Annotated in this window: 18 protein-coding genes; 9 read left to right on the top strand and 9 right to left on the bottom strand. The window is 66.0% G+C overall.

Features of this window, described 5'->3' with window-relative positions:
• Position 1: 1 nt before the first annotated feature.
• Genes CupriaWKF_RS19330 through CupriaWKF_RS19315 form a run of 4 tightly spaced genes read left to right on the top strand, consistent with a single transcriptional unit; the run spans position 2 to position 4,270 of the window.
• Complete coding sequence (locus CupriaWKF_RS19330) at positions 2–1,942, top strand: DUF3274 domain-containing protein (protein WP_276102382.1); 1,941 nt, start codon at positions 2–4, stop codon at positions 1,940–1,942.
• Positions 1,942–2,631, top strand: a complete 690-nt coding sequence (locus tag CupriaWKF_RS19325) for a hypothetical protein (protein ID WP_276102381.1) — start codon at positions 1,942–1,944, stop codon at positions 2,629–2,631. The genes CupriaWKF_RS19330 and CupriaWKF_RS19325 overlap by 1 nt, the downstream gene beginning before the upstream one ends.
• Positions 2,628–2,885: a PAAR domain-containing protein gene (locus tag CupriaWKF_RS19320; RefSeq protein ID WP_276102380.1), complete on the top strand. Its 258-nt coding sequence runs from the start codon at positions 2,628–2,630 to the stop codon at positions 2,883–2,885. Before CupriaWKF_RS19325 ends, CupriaWKF_RS19320 begins: the two co-directional genes overlap by 4 nt.
• Entirely contained in the window at positions 2,882–4,270 is a 1,389-nt protein-coding gene (locus tag CupriaWKF_RS19315) for a hypothetical protein (RefSeq protein WP_276102379.1), read from the top strand. Before CupriaWKF_RS19320 ends, CupriaWKF_RS19315 begins: the two co-directional genes overlap by 4 nt.
• A gap of 75 nt (positions 4,271–4,345) precedes the next feature.
• Here the strand turns inward: CupriaWKF_RS19315 and CupriaWKF_RS19310 are convergent, their stop codons facing one another.
• From CupriaWKF_RS19310 to CupriaWKF_RS19295, 4 genes are all read right to left on the bottom strand, one after another.
• Entirely contained in the window at positions 4,346–5,188 is an 843-nt protein-coding gene (locus CupriaWKF_RS19310; RefSeq protein WP_276102378.1) for a TauD/TfdA family dioxygenase, read from the bottom strand.
• Between the two features lie 119 nt (positions 5,189–5,307).
• A complete protein-coding gene (locus tag CupriaWKF_RS19305) occupies positions 5,308–6,282 on the bottom strand; it encodes a zinc-binding dehydrogenase (protein ID WP_276102377.1) in 975 nt (324 codons plus the stop codon).
• Between the two features lie 140 nt (positions 6,283–6,422).
• Positions 6,423–7,424, bottom strand: a complete 1,002-nt coding sequence (locus CupriaWKF_RS19300; protein ID WP_276102376.1) for an AraC family transcriptional regulator — start codon at positions 7,422–7,424, stop codon at positions 6,423–6,425.
• A gap of 160 nt (positions 7,425–7,584) precedes the next feature.
• Complete coding sequence (locus tag CupriaWKF_RS19295; RefSeq protein WP_276102375.1) at positions 7,585–8,643, bottom strand: 3-keto-5-aminohexanoate cleavage protein; 1,059 nt, start codon at positions 8,641–8,643, stop codon at positions 7,585–7,587.
• A 385-nt stretch (positions 8,644–9,028) separates the two neighbouring features.
• Here CupriaWKF_RS19295 and CupriaWKF_RS19290 point away from each other — a divergent pair, with 385 nt between their 5' ends.
• Positions 9,029–10,012 carry a tripartite tricarboxylate transporter substrate binding protein gene (locus CupriaWKF_RS19290; RefSeq protein WP_276102374.1) on the top strand — a complete coding sequence of 328 codons (984 nt, stop codon included), beginning with the start codon at positions 9,029–9,031 and terminating at the stop codon, positions 10,010–10,012.
• Positions 10,013–10,076: 64 nt separating this feature from the next.
• Complete coding sequence (locus CupriaWKF_RS19285; protein ID WP_276102373.1) at positions 10,077–11,090, top strand: AraC family transcriptional regulator; 1,014 nt, start codon at positions 10,077–10,079, stop codon at positions 11,088–11,090.
• A 50-nt stretch (positions 11,091–11,140) separates the two neighbouring features.
• Here the strand turns inward: CupriaWKF_RS19285 and CupriaWKF_RS19280 are convergent, their stop codons facing one another.
• From CupriaWKF_RS19280 to CupriaWKF_RS19260, 5 genes are read right to left on the bottom strand one after another with little or no spacing between them, the layout of a single operon-like run.
• Positions 11,141–12,328 (bottom strand): cytochrome c, encoded by a 1,188-nt coding sequence (locus CupriaWKF_RS19280; RefSeq protein WP_276102372.1) that lies wholly within the window; start codon positions 12,326–12,328, stop codon positions 11,141–11,143.
• A 40-nt stretch (positions 12,329–12,368) separates the two neighbouring features.
• Positions 12,369–13,181 carry an ABC transporter ATP-binding protein gene (locus tag CupriaWKF_RS19275; protein WP_276102371.1) on the bottom strand — a complete coding sequence of 271 codons (813 nt, stop codon included), beginning with the start codon at positions 13,179–13,181 and terminating at the stop codon, positions 12,369–12,371.
• The gene (locus tag CupriaWKF_RS19270; protein WP_276102370.1) at positions 13,175–14,218 is read right to left on the bottom strand and encodes an ABC transporter permease subunit; all 1,044 of its coding nucleotides are present in this window, start codon (positions 14,216–14,218) and stop codon (positions 13,175–13,177) included. Before CupriaWKF_RS19270 ends, CupriaWKF_RS19275 begins: the two co-directional genes overlap by 7 nt.
• A gap of 4 nt (positions 14,219–14,222) precedes the next feature.
• On the bottom strand, positions 14,223–15,260 hold the full coding sequence (locus tag CupriaWKF_RS19265; protein ID WP_276102369.1) for an ABC transporter substrate-binding protein: 1,038 nt from the start codon (positions 15,258–15,260) through the stop codon (positions 14,223–14,225).
• 32 nt (positions 15,261–15,292) lie between these two features.
• Entirely contained in the window at positions 15,293–16,390 is a 1,098-nt protein-coding gene (locus CupriaWKF_RS19260) for an LLM class flavin-dependent oxidoreductase (protein WP_276102368.1), read from the bottom strand.
• A 269-nt stretch (positions 16,391–16,659) separates the two neighbouring features.
• On the opposite strand from CupriaWKF_RS19260, the gene CupriaWKF_RS19255 reads away from it, so the two are divergent.
• Genes CupriaWKF_RS19255 through CupriaWKF_RS19245 form a run of 3 tightly spaced genes read left to right on the top strand, consistent with a single transcriptional unit; the run spans position 16,660 to position 20,113 of the window.
• Complete coding sequence (locus tag CupriaWKF_RS19255) at positions 16,660–17,868, top strand: acyl-CoA dehydrogenase family protein (RefSeq protein WP_276102367.1); 1,209 nt, start codon at positions 16,660–16,662, stop codon at positions 17,866–17,868.
• Between the two features lie 17 nt (positions 17,869–17,885).
• Positions 17,886–18,509, top strand: coding sequence for a cysteine dioxygenase (locus tag CupriaWKF_RS19250; RefSeq protein WP_276102366.1), 624 nt, complete (start codon positions 17,886–17,888; stop codon positions 18,507–18,509).
• Positions 18,506–20,113: a rhodanese-related sulfurtransferase gene (locus tag CupriaWKF_RS19245; protein ID WP_276102365.1), complete on the top strand. Its 1,608-nt coding sequence runs from the start codon at positions 18,506–18,508 to the stop codon at positions 20,111–20,113. Before CupriaWKF_RS19250 ends, CupriaWKF_RS19245 begins: the two co-directional genes overlap by 4 nt.
• Positions 20,114–20,177 lie beyond the last annotated feature (64 nt).

The raw sequence follows: 20,177 nt of genomic DNA, 5'->3' as shown, positions 1-20,177 counted from the left end.
CATGAGTGAGAACAGCAATAGCGAACGTACAGAGGTGGATGCCGACAACGAGGCGACGGCCCCGCCGCGAGACTGGCGGAGAGAGGCGACGCGAGTGGTGCCGATGCAGCGGGACGTCAATGGCAATCCGTTCTGGGAGTCGTACATGACGCCCGCGAGCTTCTGCGTGCGGGCCGAAGCGCGGATTCCGCCGCACATGCCGGGGGTGATCATCTTTGTGCATGGGGTCAACTCTGAAGGGGAGTGGTATGACCCGGCTGAAAAGGCCATATGTGACGGGCTGAACGAACGCCTTGGACTTCAGGAAACCGATTTCAAGCTGGAGCCCAATGAGTATGCAGACCGCGACTCGGATACGAAGCAGATGCACGAGCGTCGATACAGCTCCAGTAAGCCCATAAAATCCCCGGTTATCCGCTTCTACTGGGGCTACCGCGAGCCCGATGAGCATCAGGGCCGATACAAGGTGCCGCTGCGCAATCTCAAGGGGGCGGACTTCTGGAAGCGGGCGGAAAACGACATCGGCCCCTGGTTCTGGGGCGGTGGCGCATTCCAGAACGGCACAAACAATCTTCAGCAGATGTGGAGCCACAAGGGGTTCGACCGGACCATCCTGAGCATGGTCGATCTTCAGTTGCTGAACACCGAGCCTGAGCGCCAGTTGCAGAACGCCCCGCTGCGAGACTACTACCCGCATGCTGCCAAACGGCTGGCGAACCTGATCGACAAGATTCGCAGCAGTTATCCGCATGACACCGTGACGATCATGTCGCACAGCCAGGGCACGATGATCGCCATGGCAGCGACGGCCTTGTGCGAGACGCGTGCCCCGGATGCGCTGTTCGTCATGAACTCGCCGTTCGCGCTGGATGACAAGCCGACGGACTTTGCCGCGTGCGGGAATAACCGTCCCACGGCCGAGGCGCGTGTCCGGACGTTCTGCAATATCGCCAACCGGATCAAGGCTGACCGGCGGATGCTGGACGATCGGCTCAAGGGATTGCTGGCGGTCGGGAAAGGCCCGGACGGCAAGCGCTGGCACCCGGATATCCAGATCACACCAGACATCAAGGAGCGTGACAACCATGGCCGCCTCTATGCCTATTTCAGCCCGCATGATCACGTGATGGGATTGACTTCGCTGAAAAGCATTGGCTGGCAGGGTGTCAACGACGCGCTGATTGACCTGCTCGGGGATACGGTCAAGCAGCGCATGCTTGCGCGCTTGACGCCGTGCGGGGACGCACCCGGCCAGAAGCCGTACGGCACTCTGCCCGATATGAAGGTCGGCAGGCTCTACGACCCGGACCATCCCAAGGAGTTTTGGGACGGTAACCGGGGGCCGTTCTTCAATGCCGTCAAATTGTGGGCGGTGCCGTCGGCAAATCAGACCGTACATATCAACGCGGAGCCAGTGCCGAACCCGCTGACGGCCGAGGATACGAAGGATTTTGATGTGTCCGTCACGGACCCGCAGGTCGATGAGATGGGCGCGACTGCCCCAGATACTGGCGAATACCTTGAACGAGATTATCCCTACTTTGAGTCGATCCTCGAGCCGGAGCGATATCTAGACCGAGGCGCCGACATCTACAACGACGGTCGCCGGGTGATAACGAAGGAAACAGTGGAGGAGGCCCGGGATAGATTGAAGCATTACAAGGCCGAGCCCGCCGACCACAGCACGCTTCCAATGAATAGAAAGTTCATGCAACGGGTGGCATCTTACGACTTGCCCATAGGCTTTTGCGAGTCCTTCGACGACCGAGCATTCTGGCGCGGTTTGATGATGGACGCGGACTGGACGCAATGCACGGATGCCTATTTCGAGAACGACGTATTGCTCAGGCCGGACATGCCAACGGCCTATATCGACAAAGAGACGGTCTCGGACGCCATCGCACGGACACAGGCTGAACGGGCCAAGCGGGAGAGAAGCTGATGCGCGCAAATATCCTCAGCACTGCCGCCATACTATTGACCGCAGGATGCGCTGTGCAGGGGTCGAATCCTTCCACCGTCGAGCAGCACTACGATGTGCCGCCGCAGGTGATCTACCGGATCGACGATCACCGTTTCATCTCGCTGGAGAACTACAAGGATTGTCACTATGGCACGACGTACTACAACGACATCAAATTGGGCATTCGGACTAGATTCGGGCGGGGGGGAGGTATCGAGAACTATCGTGGCCGCCTGATCAATGCTGATCCATCCGGCCGGTACATCGTGGTTCCTTCATCCTTCCATCCTAATGGGGCTTGCCCCGACAAAGGCTGCAATATTGCGTTCATCTACTCGACGGACGCCGGACGCACATTTCAGAGCGGCGGATATTACATTAGCAACACCCAAACTCCCTATTTGGACTCTGCTGACTACATCGTGACAGCTACAGCAGACCGCATTTACATCGCAAAGAAATGGGGATCACGCGACTACTCTGTTGAGCAGTATCCGCTCATTCCCGGCATCGACCTGAGAAAGGAACTGCCGCCAGGAATCAAGGGCGACCGTTTTCGCGCCTCTGATCGTCCGGACTACCTCAAGGGCCTGCGTACACCCTCAGGTCAGGAATACCTGTCCTGTGACGATTCCATCCGTCCCAAGAATCTGCCACCCAAGAAATGAAAGAACCTGCCCTGCTAAATGACCCCACCACCCACGGCGGCCGCGTCAAGACCGCCTCATCCACCTACATCCTCGACGGACGCCGCGCGGCCCGCGTTGGCGACATCGTGTCCTGCCCCATCCACGGTGACAACCCGCTCACCGAGGGCGGTGAAGGCATGAGCGACGAGGGCCGCCCGCTGGTCGTCACGGGCTGCCGTTCGCAATGCGGCAGCGTCGTGCTGCCGCGATACTCGGGAGTCAAGATCAGATGACATCGCCGTGGTTCTGTCCCGTGCCGAGCAAGCGACCGGAAGTTGCCTGGCCCGGCATTTGGCCCTATCTCATCATCTATGTGGTGATTCAGGCGATCACCGCTCTGATCGTGATCGACGCATGGCCCAAGGGAAAGCCGGCTGGCACGTTCGACTTTTACATGACCTTGTTGTTTCCGGCCGCATACGCGTCTTTTGTCGTTCTCAGTTTGTTTTATTACTTCTCGTTTGAAAGGCCCGCCTGGAGAACCTACGCGTGGAACAACCTTTGCGAAGAGCGCGAATGCTATTGGCACAGGTGGGCGCAAAAGTGCGTGGCGGTGGTGGGAAGCGTGGTGCTTGCTGCGGAGGAAGACATCGCGGAGCGCATGCTCGGACTGGAGGGCAGTGCCCCGACCAATCCCGACAAGATATTGCCGCTGAAGCTGGCGGTGCCCGCGGGCACGAGCCAACTGGCCCACGTGCTGGGCCTGCTGCTCCAACCGCTGGTGCAAACAGTGAAGCCGTTGCAACGGGCAGGGAATCTCCGCGTCGTCCTGCAAACCGAACGGGAAGCCGACTTGGAGGAGTTGCAGCGCGTCATGCGCAAGCTGGAGTTGTCGCCGTCGAATCTGTTGTGGGACTCAGGCAAGGATCCGGCGTCTGTGCGTCACCTGTGGAGGGATGACAAGGCGCTATCGGGAAGCCTGCTTGTCCTGGCCTGTCAATTGCACGAAGGGAAAATGGAGCCGGATTGTTCGGAACTGGCGCTGGCATTGCTGGTGTGCCACCCGGATGTGCTGGGGCGAACGAAGCCGCATGGCTACTGGTATCGTCCCATCTCGGCCGATGCCGATGAGCTTGACACCGCGCTGACAACGCTGTTGCGCGCCGGGCAGACGCCACCGAAGCGTCTCAAACACTTCTGGTTCAGTGGGTTAGACAAGCGGATGCGGCACGCGGTGACGACGGCGGTCAGTGATACTGAGTTGAACTTGGGGATACAAGATATCGACCGATGTCTCGGCAAAGCGGGGCACGTCAGTCAGTGGCTGCCAGCCGCACTGGCCGCGCAGATGCACCACCACGGACAAGGTGCGCAGTTGATCGCCACACCCGGCAACCCCGGCGCCACCCTGCATGTGGTGGCTCCGCAGGTGGCAGGTCCCGCCTACGCATCCGCGCCGCAAATTTTCGGCATGATGTGGGCCGTCACGCTGATCGCGCTCGCTGCGGGTGCGTTTATGCTGGACCTGTTCCAGGTCAAGGGGAACACCGATGACATGTTCATGGCATGGTGGGCCTATCCCTTGATTACCGTGGTGCTGATTGCACTGGGCGTGATCGCGGAAGGACTGAGCCTGGGCGGGATGTACCAGGATTTCTGGGAAAGGTATGGATGGTAATGCAGTCTGCGAAACCAATGTATGGCAATCGACGAGACAACGGTGTTGGCCGGCCGAGCCGGCCATCTGCCGCAATCAGAACGGCCGGTCCCCCATGATCGTCGCGCGTTCCATCCGGCGCGGCGCCGGCCAGTAATCACTGACCGCATAGTGCTGCGTGGCGACGTTGTCCCAGATCGCCACGCTGTTGGGCCGCCAGCGGAAGCGCACCTGGTACTCCGGTATCGCGGCCTGGCTGAGCAGGTAATTCAGAAGCAGGCTTGCACCCGGCGTCTTGTCCTGTCCGAAGCGCACATTCTCCGGCGTGTGGTAGTTGATGAAGTGGGTCGAGAACGGCGTCACGTACAGGATTTTCTCGCCGGTTTCCGGATGGGTCCTGACGACAGGATGATCGACGAGCGGGTTCTTGCGTACCAGCTCCTCTCTCTCCTCCGCGGTCATGATCGCGCCAAACGAATGCTCGATGCCGTGCTTGGCACGCAGGTGCGCAATCTTCTGCTTGATCTCTTCGGGAAGGTGCTTGTACGCCTCAACCATATTCACCCAGATGGTGTCGCCACCGACGTCGGGGCACGAGATGCATCGCAGCACCGCACCCTTGGGCGGGCTCGCGCGCCACGAGGCATCGCTGTGGTAGGTGTTCTCGAAGTGGTCGCGCTTTTCGCTCTTGTAGATCTCGATCAGTCCCGGATAGCCCGGCACCGTATTGTTGACGGGGTGGTCTTCCAGGTCACCGAAACGCCGCGCGAACGCGACATGCTCGTCGCGCGTGATGTCCTGGTCGCGGAAGAACAGCACTCGGTGCTTCAACAGCAGCGCCTTGATTTCCGCAAAGAGCGAATCGTCGCGCGCGACGTCGGCCAGGCTCACGCCAGTCAGTTCGGCGCCGATCGAGCAGGTAAGTTGATTGATTTGCATAATGACCACTCCTTGAACGTTGGAAGCGACAGGCATCGCGGTCGGGCGATGCAGCCTGCTGCGCTGGATTCGACTGTCGGGGGGGAACCGAGGCTGGTGACCGGTTGAGACGTCCGCTGTCAGTCAGCGGTGAGCACGATCTTGCCCATGTGCTGGCTGCTCGCGATATAGGCGTAGGCGTCGCCAATCGCATCCATGGGGAAGGTCTTGTCGATCGGCAGGCGCAGCTTGCCGCCGCGGAACGAGGGCAGCAGGTCGCGCGCGCACGCCTGGATGCACGCGATACGCTCCTGCTCGGTACGCGTGCGGAACGTGACGCCGATCAGCTTCAGGCGATTCAGCCAGAGCCTGTTGATATCGACCTGGGCGGTGGCGCCGCCGCCAAGCCGGGCGATATTGACGAGGCGTCCTTTCACCGCGAGGCTCTTGATATGGTCTTCGAAGACGGTCCCGCCGATGGTGTCGATGATGATGTCCACGCCGCGCTTGTCGGTGGCTGCCATGATGGCCTCGACCTGCGCATCGCGCGACGCATTGACGCCGACGTCCACGCCGAACCTGGCGAGGCGTTCGAGCTTTTCCGCCGACCGCGAGGACGCGATCACCGGCCGCGCGCCGAGCGCCGACGCGATCATGATCGCCGCCATGCCGACGCCGCCCGAGGCGCCGTTGATGAACACCGATTCGCCCGCCTTCAGCTCGCCATTGCTCACGAGCGCGTCGTGGGCGGTGATGAACACATTAGGGAATGCCGCCGCATCGACCCATGACACATCGTCGGGCACCGGCATCAGCGCCAGCGGCGCCGCGATCACGAACTGCGCGTGGCAGCCGCGGCCATGGCCCATGACGCGGTCACCCTCGCGCCAGTCCCTGACCTTCTCGCCGACGCTGACGACTTCGCCGGCGAACTCGACGCCAGCGGTCATCGGGTTGCCGGCCCGGTGTTCCCCCATGTACTTGAGCTCGCCGTAGTTGAGGCCGGAGGCACGAACCCGGACCAGCACATCTTCGGGGCCCGGCTGCGGAACGGGGATATCCCGCACCTCGATGCGGCCGCCGTCGGCGCCCGGAATCACTTGTGCCGCTTTCATGCTGTCTCCTTTTGCTTCACTCGGTTGACAGCGATTCTCGGCAGTTCCAGGCCGCAGTGCTTGACGGGTGGCGCCACAACTTGGCGGATCGCGCCAGCTGGCTGCGTTGCCAGCGCCGGAGCGATACCGATACCGGGATTTCAGCGGCTCTGCTCGGCGCGCCAGCGCGTCGGCGGCGTGCCGAACTGCGCGCTGAACCAGCGCGAGAAGGTACTGACCTCGGCGAACCCCACCAGCATGGCCACCTGCGACACCGGATAACGGCTGTCGCCCAGATAGCGGCAGGCCAGCCCACGCCGGACTTCATTCACCAGCGACGAGAACTCCAGGCCTTCCTGCTCGAGCCGACGCTGCAGCGTGCGCGGACTCATGCCGAGCTGCTGGCCGACATGATCGATGCTGCCCTGTCCGCGCGGCAGGAGCATGTGGACCGCGCGGCGGACATTGGAGGCCGTGGAAAGCTGACGCCCGAGCGGGTTCTGTTCGAGGAATTCCCGGGCGTAGCGCGCGAGATTCACGTCGCCGAGCGGATTGGGCCGGTCGAGGTCCCGCCGGTCGATGACGATGCCGTCGAAGTCGCTGCCGAACTCGACCCTGGCTCCGAACAGCCGGTGGTGGATGTGGAGACTGGCCGGCGCGGCATGCGAAAAATGCACGCTGCGCGGCTTCCACGCCCCGCCCAGCATCGACTTCATCAGGCACAGCAGTGCGCCAACGGAAAGCTCGACCGGCTGGCGCCCCGGAACCGGCCGCTCCGTGATCAGCTGCTGCCGGACTATGGCCGTATCGCCGATTTCCTCCACATGGACGAATACGGATTCGCTCAGCAGGTGGCGATAGGTCTCGAGCTGGCCCAGCGCATGCCGCAGCGTCGGCTGGTGCTGCAACAGCAGGCTGATGGGGCCGAAGTCGGACAGCCGCCACGACTCGGCCATCAGCAGGCCGACCGCGGCGCAGCCGGACGACTGCGCGGTGGAATCCAGCACCTTCGCGAGCCATGGCTCCGGGACATGCAGGTCGGGCGAGACGATGCATGACCGGTCGGCGCCGACGTGGTGGATCATGCGCTCCGGGTCGACGCCAATGGTTCGGGCAATCTCGGAATACTTGACCAGGAGGGCGCTGCGAATCAGGGTGCTCATGACGGCTTGGGGGCGGATGCTTGGCAATTCCGGTGCCGCGCTCTGGCGCTGTGTCACCGGCTCTGAAGGTATGCACGCACCCGTGCCGTGTCAATCCTCCTATATAGGATTCATCGTAAACACCTAGCAGGAGAGGCCGGCGCCCGGAGCCGCTGCGGAATCACTGTGTCTTGCGCAGGAAGCCCTGGTTGCCGCCGTTGCGGTTGGGCGCGAAGCCATTTGCCTGCAGCGACTCTTCCACGGTGTCGTAGAACACGCCGATCTTGCTGATCTCGCGCGCCTCCTTGGCCGTGGCGATCTCGCGGCCGAACTCGTGCGAGATGCGCACCAGCTGTTCGATCTGCTTCACCGTGCTCTGCTTGGCAGTGCGCTTCTGGTTCCAGATGCCGTCTTCGATGCCGCAGCGCACATGCAAGCCCATGGCAATGCCCATCATGTTGACCGGCAGCACATTGCGCACATTGCTTTCCACCGTCACCACCGCGCCATCGGGCACGCCGCGCATGAAGTTGCCCAGGCTGTAGATATTGGGCGTGTCCATGCCGCCGCCGATTGCCACCCAGTTCATCACCAGCGGGCCCTTGTAGAAGCCGCGGCGCATCAGGCGTTCCACCGACTCGAAGCTGTTGGTGTTGTAGCACTGGAAGGCGCTCTGGATGCCCTTGGCGGTCAGGCGGCGGACGTGCTCCTCCACCCACCCGGGCTGCGCGGGCACGGTCATTTCCTTGTAGGCCTCGAAGATGGCCGGGTTCTCGCGCGAGGTGCCGCGGAAGTCGGCGTCTTCCGCATGGTCGGTCACGTTCATCTGCGAGGTGTTGACCGTCACCGTGACCTGGTCGGGCGTGGGTTCGAGTTCGGCCAGCATGTGGCGGGTGTCGTCCGACAGCCACTTGGCGGCCTGGCCCTCGTTTTCGGGCGCAAACGAGATCGAGCCGCCGACCTGGATGATCATCTCCGGCACGGCCTTGCGCACGCCGGCGATCAGCTCGTTGAACATGGACAGCCGCTTGCTGCCCTTGCCGTCCAGTTCGCGCACATGCAGGTGCAGCACGGTGGCGCCGGCGTTGTAGCAATCCACGGCCTTCTGGATTTGTGCTTCCATGGTGACCGGAATGTCTTCGGGGAAGTCCGAAGGCAGCCAGCCCGGGGCGTAGGGCGCCGCGGTGATGATCAGGGGCTGCTGGTTCTCGGGGAACAGGTGGCCGTCGAGAAAGTTCATGTTGTGTCTCCAGGGGAGTGCTGTGGTCGGTTCAGGAGACGGCCGTGTCGGCCCGATGCGCTGGTCTCCATGTTTCCGGCTGTGATCCGGTCCACTGAGTATCTGGCGCGCCCGCCGCGACCGCTTGTCGATCCGGGACATGCATTTGTCTAGTTGGGACAGGCCTGGCGCGGGCGTCGCGGGCGCCACATGCGCACGCGGACCGGCGCCGCGCCGGGAAACAGGGGCCGGGCGGAGCGCCCGCTGTCACGATCTGCACATTTCTGTCGCGCGATGCAAAGCGGGCGGCTGCGCGCGCCCACAGAATGTTCCTGACGGCCATATCAGAGCCAGGCCAAGGCGTCCAGCGATGCCACGGACCAAGAGACCCCCCTAAGGAACCGCGATGAAGCCTTTCCCGAAGTTTGCCCGCCAGGCGCTGGCACTGATGATTGCCTCTGTTCCCTTGCTGCCGGCTGCGAATGCCGCAGAATGGCCGACCAAGCCCGTACGGATCATCGTGGCAGCGCCGCCGGGCGGCACCGCCGACATCCTGGCGCGGCTCTTCGCACATGAGCTGCAGCGCCCGCTCGGACAGACCCTGATCGTCGACAACAAGGCCGGCGCGGCGGGAACCATCGGCGTGCATGGCCTGCTGTCCGCTCCGCGGGACGGGTACACCTTCCTGCTGGTCCAGAAGGGCATCGTCTCGGAAGTGCCCCAGGTCATGAAGGTCACCTATGACCCGTTCAAGGACCTCGTGCCCGTGGCGCAGCTGACCCGGCAGGGGCTCATCCTGGTCGGCAAGCCCGGCCTGCCCGCCAGGAACCTCGGCGAGTTGATCACCTACATCAAGGCGAACCCGGGCAAGGTCGACTACGCGAACTTCGGTGCCGGCATGCGCGGCCATACCATCGGCGTGCAGTTCAACCGGCTGGCAGGCCTGACCGCAGGTGCCGTGAGCTACAAGGGGTCGCCGCCCGCGCTGCAGGACGTGATGGGGGGCCACGTCCCGCTCATGTTCGACGGCCCGGCCACCTCGCTGCCGTTCATCAAGTCGGGTCAGCTCAAGGCGTTCGCGATTGCCTACCCGAAGCGGATTCCGGCACTGCCTGACGTGCCCACGTTTGCCGAGCTCGGCTTTCCGGATCTCAAGGAAGTGAGCTGGATGGGACTCTGGTCCGCGCCGGGCGTACCGCCTGCCGTGCTCGCCAGGCTTCGCGAAGCGACGCTCAAGGTCATGCAGTCGCCCGCTGTCCAGAAGAAGATCGAAGAGCTCGGCATGGAGATCGGCTCGGCGGCCTCCAGCGAAGAGCTTGCCAGGGACGCGCGTGAGTCGTCCGAACGCCAGGGCAAGCTGCTGCGCTCGATCAACTTCACTCCGGACTGAGGGCTACCGGCACAGCGAACGTGACGTCACGCTCCGCCCCCGGGCGGAGCCAATCGGGGGAGCCATGCAATCCGTCGGCAAGCTGATTCGCAGCGCCAGCCTGAACGGCTACATCGAGCTGGTGGCGTCGCTCGGGCACGATCCCCACGCCTACCTGCGCGCGGTAGGGCTGTCGGCCGGGCTGCTGGAGAATCCGGAGCAACTGATTCCCAGCCATGCCGTGCGCGAGCTGCTGGAACTCACCGCGCGCGCCACCGGCCTGGAAGACTTCGCGCTGCGGCTGGTTGCGCAGCGGTCGTTCTCGAACCTGGGGCCCATCAGCCTGGTGCTGAGGGAAGAGCCGACGCCGCGGCAGGCGCTCGATACCTTGTGCCGCTACCTGAAGCTGCTCAGCGCCACGCTGGTCACGCACATCGACGACAACGGGCATACCGTCGTCATTCGCGAGGATCTGCTGCCGAGCCCGGGGTTGTCCACGCGGCAGGCGATGGAACTCGCCGTGGGCGTGAAGTTCCGCATCATGCGCGAGCTGATCGGGCCCCGGTGGCAGCCGGTCGAGGTTTGTTTTACGCATCGCGCACCGGCCGACGCGGCGGCGCACCGTGCGTTCTTTGGCACGCTGCCGAAGTTCAACCAGTCGTTCAACGGCATGGTCTGCATGGCGGCCGACCTGCAGATGCCGCGCACGCCGGGCGACCCGGGCGCCGCGCGCTTTGCGCGGGACTACCTCGAGGCCGCACTGCGGCACCGCGATGAAGGCGTGCGTGAATCGTGCCGCGAGCTGATCCTCTCCTTGCTTCCATCCGGCCGTTGCACGGCAGAGCAACTGGCGCACCGGTTGCGCGTCGACCGCCGCACGCTGCACCGCTACCTCAGCGCCGAAGGACTGACGTTTTCATCGCTGCTCGACCAGGTCCGCATGGAACTGGTGATGCGCCACCTGAAGGAAAGCGACCAGCCGGTCGGCGAAGTGGCCGGCTTGCTGGGCTTCTCCACGCCGAGCAGTTTCAGCCACTGGTTCCGCGCCGCGTTTGGCTGCAGCGCGACCGACTGGCGCAGGCAGTGCGCCGGCGGCTAAGCCGGTCATTTCCCGGCCGAGCGCGCCGGTACACGGCCTCAGCCTCAGCCTCAGTGAACAAAGCCTCCCTTCACAAACCTGACCGGTTCCGCATCCATGCGCAGGAGCAGCGCCGTGAGCCCATCGGCGCGCGGCGCTTCGCGCGGTGTCCCGGCCGCGGCGCCTGACCGGCAAACCATGTCCGTATCCGACCACCCCCTCGTGCCCGGCGTACCGCGCGCCCGCAGCCAGCCGCCGCGGTCCGCCAGCAACTCCGTCCCGCCCAGCCGGTTGGCGGGCACGCCGGCGATCTGCGCATAGACGGCCCACGCCTGCGCGGACACCGCCACGCAGTTGGTACGAAAGCGCGGCAAGCCGGCAGGCAAGGTGCCATCGCGCGTCAGCAGCAAGGTCTGGAACCGCGGATCCAGCATCGGCAGCGAAGCCGGGTCTCCATTGAACGCCACCACGCGCACCCGCTGCCCGCCACGCCACTGCGCCAGCGGAAGGGGCAACGCATCCGCGCCGCATTGCACCAGGGTATCGGGCAATGGCAACGGCACCGGCCAGCTGCCGTTGGCGGCAGCGCCGCTGCCCGCGGCCAGCGCCTTCATGTAATCGAGCACCGCCCACGTGTCCGCGTCGCTCAGCGTCGCGCCAAACGCGGGCATGGTGGGCTCGCCATTCGCGTCCCGCATGCCGTTCACGACATGCCAGAACAACTCGCCATCCGCGCGCCGCGCAAGCAGCGGACCGACCAGCGTGGGCGGCCAGCGCTTGAGGGAAGCCGCCAGTGGTCCCTCCCCGCGGCCGTCGTTGCCGTGACAGGACGCGCAGCGCTGCGCATAGACGGTGGCGCCGAGCGCGATGGCATCGACCGAGAACTGTGTGGGGCTGGTGTGGAAGCTGGTCGGCGCCGCAGAGCCGAGCAGCAACGAGGGCGACGGCCACGGTGCCACAACGAGGGCCAGGGCGGCTACGGCAAGCAGGCCACCGCGGTGGCGGCACCATGCAATCGCAAGCGTCATCAACGCCAGCGCAAACACCGTCGCGCCGAGCGACCAGGCAAGCTGGCGCGCGAGGCCGAGGTCGATCAGCAGCGTTTCGCCCGCAATACGCCGCGCCCACGGCCAGGCGGGCTGGCCGTGGGCGTCCCCGCTGAGCCCCAGTGCATGGCAGAGCCGCAGCAGTGCAAGCTGGGCGTTCTGGAGCAGGACCAGCAGGGTATTGAGCCAGGCCTGCGCGGGCAGGCCGTTCATGGGCGCACTGGGCGCACCGCCCCGTCAAGCCAGGACATCGTCACCAGCTTGCATCCAGTCCGAGGTGGCGCAGCGCTTCGTGGCGCAGTGCGGTCAGGCGCGGATCGCCGCGGTGGCGCGGGTAGGGCAGGTCCACGGCGATTTCCGCGCGGATCTTCGCCGGCCGGTCGCTGAAGATGATCACGCGCTGCGCCAGGAACAAGGCTTCTTCCACATCGTGCGTGACCAGCAGCGCCGAGAAGCCCGCGCGCTGCCATAGCTCGACGAGATCGCCCTGCATGGCCAGGCGTGTGAGCGAGTCGAGCTTGCCGAGCGGTTCGTCGAGCACGAGCAGGCGCGGGTCGTTGACGAGCGCGCGCGCCAGCGCCACGCGCTGCGCCATGCCGCCCGAAAGCTGGTGCGGGAAGGCGCGCCCGAACGATTCCAGGCCGACGCGCCTGAGCGCCCCATCGACACGATGGCGTTCCTGCCTGACGATACCGCGTGCCTGCAGCCCGAGTGCGACGTTGTCCCACACGCGGCGCCACGGGTACAGCGTCGGGTCCTGGAACACGACGATGCGCGACGGGTCGGGCTCGGTGATGGGCGCGCCGTCCTGTAGCATTTCGCCAGCGACCGGCTTGTCCAGGCCCGCGACCAGACGCAGCAGCGTGGATTTTCCGCAGCCGCTGGGGCCGAGCAGGGCGACGAACTCGCCGCGTTCGACCGTCAGGTCCACGCCGTCCAGCACCTGCAAGCGATTGTCGCCGCTGCCGAACCAATGGCTGACGTTGCGGATATCGATGTGTGCGCCAGTTGCCGGCGTCGGGGTGGGCCCCCTTGCGGCGGCAGGGCGTTCAGCGATGGCTACCATTTGACGGTTCCCTTCTGCCACGACAGCGCGCGGTCGCGCACGGTGAACAGCAGCGTGATGACGCCGGAGAAGAGCAGCGCCATCACGATCAGCGCGGCATACATATTGACGTAGGAGGCCCAGCCCTGTGCCCAGGTCAGGTACCAGCCGAGGCCGGACTTCACGCCCATCATCTCGGCCGTGACCAGCACGGAAAACGAGGCGCCCAGGCCCATGAACAGGCCGACGAATACCTGGGGCAACGCTGCGGGGATAGCGACGCGCAACACCAGGAACCAGCCCGATGCCCCCATCGTTCGCGCGACATCGTAGTAGCTTTTGCTGACGCTGGCCACGCCGGACCAGGTCAGCACCGCGACGGGGAAGGCCGTGGCCAGCGCGATCAGGAACACTGCGGCCGAGTAGCTCGACGGGAAGAAGTAGAAGGTCAGCGGCAGCAGCGCGGTGGAAGGCAACGGGCCCAGCACGCGCAGGACCGGATGCACCCAGTAGCCGATGCGGCGCGACCAGCCGATCGACACGCCGATCAGGAAGCCGGCGATGCCGCCATACGCCACGCCGAGCCCAAGCAGCTTGAGCGTGTTGAGGGCGCTGTCGCCAAGCCGGGGCCAGTCATCGACATAGACTTCGATCAGCGCCTGCGGCGGCGCGAAGAACGGCGTGGGCAGGATCGCGGTCTTGGCGGTCAGGATCTCCCACGCGGACAGCACCACGGCCATCGCGACGAGCCACGGCCCGGCGGCATGCAGGCGGGCCAGCGCGCCGCGCGGCAGCGGTGCCCGCCGGCCGGCGAGCGCCAGCAGCGCCAGCACGACGGCCACCGACACTGCGGCGATGCCGAGTTCCTCGGTGTAGGCCCAGTCGGAGAAGCCCGCCACCTGGTTGGGCCAGCGCCATGTGATGGCGCCGAAGGCCGCCCAGGCGCCGGCCGCGGCGATGCCTGCGCGCCAGGGCCGCCAGGCGTCGCGTGCCGGTGCCGAGGCGGCGCCGGCGCTGCGCGCGAGCACCGGGTCGAGTGCGGAGTGGCTTGTGGTCATGGCGTTACCCCAGGACGTTGGCGTAGACGTGCTGCGCCAGGCGTTTGGCATCGGTGGTCTTCTTGAGCACGCCGATGCGGCGGAAATCCTCGGCGTAGAAGCCGATCTCTTCCTGCAGGTCCAGGCCGGTCGGGTGGTGCGTGTAGGTCAGCGTGGCGTAGAGCTTGCGCAGGTCATCGGGACTGATCTTGGGCGAGTACCTGGCGAAGACCCTGGCGGCCTCGTTCGGGTTCTCGTTGACGAACTCGGTGGCCTGCACGATCGCGCGCGCCAGCGATGCCGCGGCCGGGCGGTCATTGCGCACCAGTTCGCCGCGCGCGCCGACCACGCAGCAGACCTTGCGCGCGTACTCGCCGGTCAGGTTGGTGGCCAGTTCGACATAGGCGCCGTTGGTGCGCTTTTCGAGCAGATAGAGATTGGGGTCGCCGTCGGCAATGGCCTGGATCTCGCCCTTGTCCACCGCCACGCCGAGCAGGTCGGCGGGATACTGGCGCCAGGTGATGTCCTTGTCGGGATCGATGCCGTGCTTGGCCAGCAGGATGGTGAAGAAGTGCTTGCCCGGCGCGGCCAGGTCGCTCACGCCGACGGTCTTGCCCTTGAGCTGCTGCAGGCTGGTCACGCCCGCTGCCCTCGCGCCCACCAGCCGCACGCAGCCGCCGTGCGAGCTGCCGATGATCTTGACGTCGAAGCCGGCTTCCAGCGGCTTGAGCCAGCGGTGGATCATGCCGATCGCGGCATCGGCCTTGCCCGTGGCGATCGATTCGAGCAGCTGGTCGGTGGAGCCGCTGTAGTTGATCAGCTCGACCTGCAGCCCGTTCTTCTCGAAGAAGCCGCGCTCTTGCGCCACCACGACCGGTGTCAGGCAGAACGAATTCTGGTTCCAGGCAAAGGTCAGCTTGCGCGGTGCGGACCAGGCCTGGCGGCCAAGGATCAGTGCCGGCGCGGCGATAGCGGCCGCGCCAGCGGCGCGCAGCACGCAGCGGCGGCGCGCGTTGTGGCTGGCCGCGCTGGCAAGCGTGGCGGCCGGTTCGATTTGGCTCATGGATTTTCCCGCGTTCCTGTTGTTTGCCGGATTCAGGCTGCCTTGCGCGCGGACTGGTGCCCTGCATCGCGCTGCGCGACCAGTTCGCGCACGCGCGGAATCAGCTCGCGGCCGTAGTCGATCACGTCTTCCAGCGGATCGAAGCCGCGGATCAGGAAGGTGGTGACGCCCAGGTCGTAGTACTGCAGCAGTGCATCGGCCACCTGCTCCGGCGTCCCCACCAGGCCGGTGGAATTGGAGCGGCCGCCGGTCTCGCGGGCGATCGCGGTCCACAGGCGCTGGTCGACGCGGTCACCGTGCTCCGCCGCGGCAAGCAGGCGGCGCGCGCCTTCGCTCTGCTGCGGACCGCCGCGGCTGTAGCCCTGCTGCACGCGCAGCGCGCGGGTACGCTCGAGGATGCTGTCGGCGCGCGCCCATGCCTTTTCCTCGGTCTGCGCGAGTACCGGGCGGAACGAGACCGAGAAGCGCACCTCGCGGCCGTGCTGTGCCGCTTCGGCGCGCACGCGCGTGGTCAGCTCGCGCACCTGGTCGAGCGACTCGCCCCACAGCGCGTACACGTCGGCGTGCTTGCCCGCGACCTTGAGCGCGGCTTCGGACGCACCGCCGAAGTAGATTGGCACATGCGGCTTCTGTGCAGGCTTGACCTCGGAGAAGCCATTGCTGAAGCGGTAGTACTTGCCTTCGTGGTCGAACGGCTTGTCCTCGGTCCAGATGCGCCGCAGGATCTCCAGGTATTCGTCGGTGCGCGCATAGCGCTCGTCATGGTTCAGGTAGTCGCCGTCGCGTTTCTGCTCGTCGTCGGAGCCGCCCGAGATGAAGTGCACGCCGAGGCGGCCGCCGCTGAACTGGTCGAGCGTGGCGATCTGGCGCGCGGCCAGCGTCGGCGCGGTGAAGCCGGGTCGGTGGGCCAGCATGAAGTGGATGCGCTCGGTCACCGTGGCCGCGTAGGAGATCGTCAGCGTCGCCGAGGGGCCGGTCGAATGGTGCGGCACCAGGATGCGGTCGAAGCCCGCCTGCTCGTGGGCCTGGGCGAAGGCACGGACATAATCGCGGTCGATCACCGGGCCCGTGGGGCGGTGGATCTCGGACTGCTTCTGGCTCTGGATCATGCCGATGATATCGACGCTCATGCGTGGTTCTCCTGACGGGAAGGGGCAACGATGCGCTTGCGCGCAAGGCGCAAGGCGAGGTGCGAAAGAGTCAAACGAGGAAACGAGGAAACGAGGAAATGACAAAGGAACTGAGCCGCAAGTTACGCCCGTTCCTGGCAAGACCGAACGAATAAAAACGACAGACCATATGCGGGATGCGTCGTTTCAGAAGCGGCGCGGCGGCGTTACGCTATGTGGCGTTCACCAGCGGTGTGCGTTCGCGCACCGCGCCTTGCCAGGAATCCACCATGTCCCTGTCTTCCCTGCGCCGGCTGCCCAGCAGCGAGGCGCGGCTCGGCGATGTGCTCGCCGGGCTGAGGCCGCGCTTTGCGGCCACCGCCGCGCAGCACGACGCCGCGGCCAGCTTTCCGCACGAGAACTTCGCACTGCTGCACCAGTACGGCCTGATCTCTCAGGCCGTGCCGCGCGCCTACGGTGGCGGCGGTGCCGGCCTGGCCGAGGCGCGCCGCATCATCGGCGCGGTGGCCGGCGGTGACGCCGCGACGGCGCTGGTGCTCGCCATGACCTACCTGCAACACCGTGCCATTGGCCGCGCGGATACACGCTGGTCCGAGCCGGTACGCCAACAGGTGTTCGCGAGCGCGGTGGAAGAGGGCGGCCTGATCAATTCCCTGCGCGTGGAGCCGGACCTGGGCTCTCCCGCGCGCGGCGGCCTGCCCGCGACGGTCGCGACGCGCGTGGCCGACGGCTGGCGCCTGAGCGGACGCAAGCTCTACAGCACCGGCATCCCCGCGTTGCGCTGGCTGTCGGTGTGGGCGCGCACCGATGAGCCGCAGCCGCGCGTGGGCGTCTTTCTGGTGCCGCGTCCGGCGGCCGATGCGGCCGGCATCCGCGTGGTGGAGAACTGGAACCACATGGGCCTGCGCGCATCGGGCAGCCATGAGACCGTGCTCGACAATGTCTGGATCCCGCCGGAGAACGCCGTCGATATCCGCGCGCCCTCGGCATGGGCACCCGCCGGCGCGAGCCAGGCCGATGTGGACGCCAACGCGGACCAGCAGGCATGGATGGTCGTGCTGCTCGGCAGTCTCTACGACGCCGTGGCGCGCGCGGGCTTCGACTGGATCCGCGGCTTTGTGCGTGAACGGACACCCGCCAGCCTTGGCGCGCCGCTGGCGACGCTGCCGCGCGTGCAGGAGGCGATCGGCGAGATCGCGGCGCTGCTGCATGCCAACCAGGCGCTGCTCGACGATGCCGCCGCGCGCACCGATGCCGGCACGCCGCCGACACCGGTCGACAGCGGACTGCTAAAGTTCACGGTCACGGGCAATGCAATCCGCGCGGTGGAGCTGGCGCTGCAGCTTTCGGGCAACCACGGCCTGAGCCGCAACAACCCGCTGGAGCGCCACTACCGCGACGTGCTGTGCAGCCGCATCCATACGCCGCAGAACGATTCGATCCTGCTCGCGGCGGGCCGCGCGGCGCTCGGACAATGACCAATCAGGAGACATGTGTGAGCGAATCCCCCACCGCCAGCCGCGCAACGCTTGCGCCGCTGCGCGAGTTCATCACCGGCCTGTCGACGCTGCTCGACGAGCAGCCCGGCGAGCCGCGCATCCTGCGCGAAGGCGGGGCGCTGCTGGCCAGGCTGGTTGCGCGCGATGACTGGCTGCCCGATGCGTTCGCGCAGCCGCATCCCGAGTACTACCAGCAGATGCTGCTGCACTGCGATTCGGCCGAGCGCTTTTCCGTCGTGAGTTTTGTCTGGGGCCCGGGCCAGCGCACGCCGATCCATGACCATACGGTCTGGGGCCTGATCGGCATGCTGCGCGGCGCCGAGTATTCGCAGCCGTTCGTGATCGATGCCGCAGGACGCCCGCTGGCGCACGGCGAGCCGACCAGGCTGGAGCCGGGACAGGTGGAGGCGGTTTCGCCGACGGTGGGCGATATCCACCGCGTGCACAACGCGTACGACGATCGCGTCTCGATCAGCATCCACGTGTACGGCGGCAACATCGGCGGCGTGCGCCGCAGTGTCTATACCGAGGCCGGTGAACGCAAGCCATTCATCTCGGGCTACTCCAACCCCTACCTGCCCAATCCGTGGGACCGCTCGAAGGATTCCGCCGCATCATGACCGCTTCCGCTGAACAGTTTCCGCTGATCACCAGCCAGGCCGTGCGCCAGGCGCTGCTCGCGCGCAAGGAGATCGCGCTGATCGACGTGCGCGAAGAAGATCCGTTTGCCCAGTCGCATCCGCTCTGGGCCGCCAATTTCCCGCTATCGAAACTGGAGCTGGAAGCATGGCCGCGCATTCCCCGACGCGACACGCGGATCGTCATCTATGGCGAGCATGACGACGCCGACCTGGCGCCGCGCGCGGCAAGCGTGCTGCGCAAGCTGGGCTATTCGGATGTGAACCTGCTCGACGGCGGGCTCGGTGCGTGGATCGCTGCCGGCGGCGAAGTGTTCCGCGACGTCAACGTGCCCAGCAAGTCCTTCGGCGAAGTGGTGGAGGCGAAACGGCACACGCCGTCGCTGACCGCGCCGGAGGTCAAGGCGCTGATCGACAGCGGCGCCGACGTGGTCGTGGTGGACGCGCGCCGCTTCGACGAGTACCAGACCATGAGCATTCCCACGGCCACGAGCGTGCCGGGCGCCGAACTGGTGCTGCGCGTGCGCGAGCTGGCGCCGAACCCTTCGACCCAGGTCGTCGTCAACTGCGCGGGCCGCACGCGCAGCATCATCGGCACGCAGTCGCTGATCAATGCCGGCATTCCGAACCCGGTGGCGGCGCTGCGCAACGGCACCATCGGCTGGACGCTGGCGGGGCAAACGCTGGACCACGGCGCGAGCCGCCGTGCGCCGCTGGAAATCGGCGCAGCCAATCGCGAACAGGCACGCCGCGGCGCACGCGCGATCGCTGCACGTGCAGGGGTGCAGCGCATTGAACACGCCGCATTGAAGTCGCTGGAAGCGCCGGGACGCACGCTCTACCGTTTCGACGTGAGGACGCCCGAGGAATTCGCCGACGGCCACCTGCCCGGCTTCATCAACGCACCGGGCGGGCAGCTCGTGCAGGAGACCGATCACAGCGCACCCGTGCGCGGCGCGCGCATCGTGCTGGCCGACGATGACGGCGTGCGCGCCGACATGAGCGCGTCATGGCTGGCGCAGATGGGCTGGGACGCGTGGGTGGTGGCACCAGTCGATGTGGCGCTGCGCAGCGAAACCGGCGTGCCGCGCGTGCCCGCACCCGATGCGGCGGCCGTGGAGGCGGTGTCGCCGGCCACGCTGAACGCGTGGCTGGAAGCGCAGGATGGACAGACGGTCGTGCTGGACTTCACGGCCAGTGCCAATTACGTGAAGCGCCACATCCCCGGTGCGTGGTTTGTCATCCGCGCGCAGCTTGCCCAGGCGCTAAAGCGCATTCCGCCCGCGCGCCGCTATGTGCTGACATGCGGCACGAGCCAGCTTGCACGCTTCGCGGCCGAGGACTTGCGCGCGCTGACACAGGCCGGGATCTACGTGCTCGAAGGCGGCACGCTCGCATGGCTGGCCGCCGGACTGCCGGTGGAAAGCGGCGAGACCCATCTGTCGGTGCCGCGCACGGACCGCTATCGCCGCCCGTACGAAGGCACCGACAATGCGGCCGCCGCGATGCAGGCCTACCTGGACTGGGAGTTCGGGCTGATCGCCCAGCTTGAGCGCGACGGCACGCATTTCTTCAACGTCGCCTGACGCTGTGCCAACGCTCGCGCGGGCGCGGTGCAGGCGCGCATTCGTGAGCAGCAGGAATGAATGA

The sequence above is a fragment of the Cupriavidus sp. WKF15 genome (genome assembly GCF_029278605.1).
Classification (GTDB): Bacteria; Pseudomonadota; Gammaproteobacteria; order Burkholderiales; family Burkholderiaceae; genus Cupriavidus.
The sequence above is the reverse complement of the archived record's forward strand: the minus strand, read 5'-3'. Positions and strand labels throughout refer to the sequence as shown.

Excerpts from the sequence above, each read along its gene's own strand:
- CupriaWKF_RS19325 (WP_276102381.1), top strand. The coding sequence starts at position 1,942 with ATGCGCGCAAATATCCTCAGCACTGCCGCCATACTATTGACCGCAGGA.
- CupriaWKF_RS19295 (WP_276102375.1), bottom strand. The coding sequence starts at position 8,643 with ATGAACTTTCTCGACGGCCACCTGTTCCCCGAGAACCAGCAGCCCCTG.
- CupriaWKF_RS19330 (WP_276102382.1), top strand. The coding sequence starts at position 2 with ATGAGTGAGAACAGCAATAGCGAACGTACAGAGGTGGATGCCGACAAC.
- CupriaWKF_RS19275 (WP_276102371.1), bottom strand. The coding sequence starts at position 13,181 with ATGGTAGCCATCGCTGAACGCCCTGCCGCCGCAAGGGGGCCCACCCCG.
- CupriaWKF_RS19245 (WP_276102365.1), top strand. The coding sequence starts at position 18,506 with ATGACCGCTTCCGCTGAACAGTTTCCGCTGATCACCAGCCAGGCCGTG.
- CupriaWKF_RS19305 (WP_276102377.1), bottom strand. The coding sequence starts at position 6,282 with ATGAAAGCGGCACAAGTGATTCCGGGCGCCGACGGCGGCCGCATCGAG.
- CupriaWKF_RS19315 (WP_276102379.1), top strand. The coding sequence starts at position 2,882 with ATGACATCGCCGTGGTTCTGTCCCGTGCCGAGCAAGCGACCGGAAGTT.
- CupriaWKF_RS19285 (WP_276102373.1), top strand. The coding sequence starts at position 10,077 with ATGCAATCCGTCGGCAAGCTGATTCGCAGCGCCAGCCTGAACGGCTAC.
- CupriaWKF_RS19260 (WP_276102368.1), bottom strand. The coding sequence starts at position 16,390 with ATGAGCGTCGATATCATCGGCATGATCCAGAGCCAGAAGCAGTCCGAG.
- CupriaWKF_RS19290 (WP_276102374.1), top strand. The coding sequence starts at position 9,029 with ATGAAGCCTTTCCCGAAGTTTGCCCGCCAGGCGCTGGCACTGATGATT.
- CupriaWKF_RS19320 (WP_276102380.1), top strand. The coding sequence starts at position 2,628 with ATGAAAGAACCTGCCCTGCTAAATGACCCCACCACCCACGGCGGCCGC.
- CupriaWKF_RS19265 (WP_276102369.1), bottom strand. The coding sequence starts at position 15,260 with ATGAGCCAAATCGAACCGGCCGCCACGCTTGCCAGCGCGGCCAGCCAC.
- CupriaWKF_RS19280 (WP_276102372.1), bottom strand. The coding sequence starts at position 12,328 with ATGAACGGCCTGCCCGCGCAGGCCTGGCTCAATACCCTGCTGGTCCTG.
- CupriaWKF_RS19270 (WP_276102370.1), bottom strand. The coding sequence starts at position 14,218 with ATGACCACAAGCCACTCCGCACTCGACCCGGTGCTCGCGCGCAGCGCC.
- CupriaWKF_RS19255 (WP_276102367.1), top strand. The coding sequence starts at position 16,660 with ATGTCCCTGTCTTCCCTGCGCCGGCTGCCCAGCAGCGAGGCGCGGCTC.
- CupriaWKF_RS19300 (WP_276102376.1), bottom strand. The coding sequence starts at position 7,424 with ATGAGCACCCTGATTCGCAGCGCCCTCCTGGTCAAGTATTCCGAGATT.
- CupriaWKF_RS19310 (WP_276102378.1), bottom strand. The coding sequence starts at position 5,188 with ATGCAAATCAATCAACTTACCTGCTCGATCGGCGCCGAACTGACTGGC.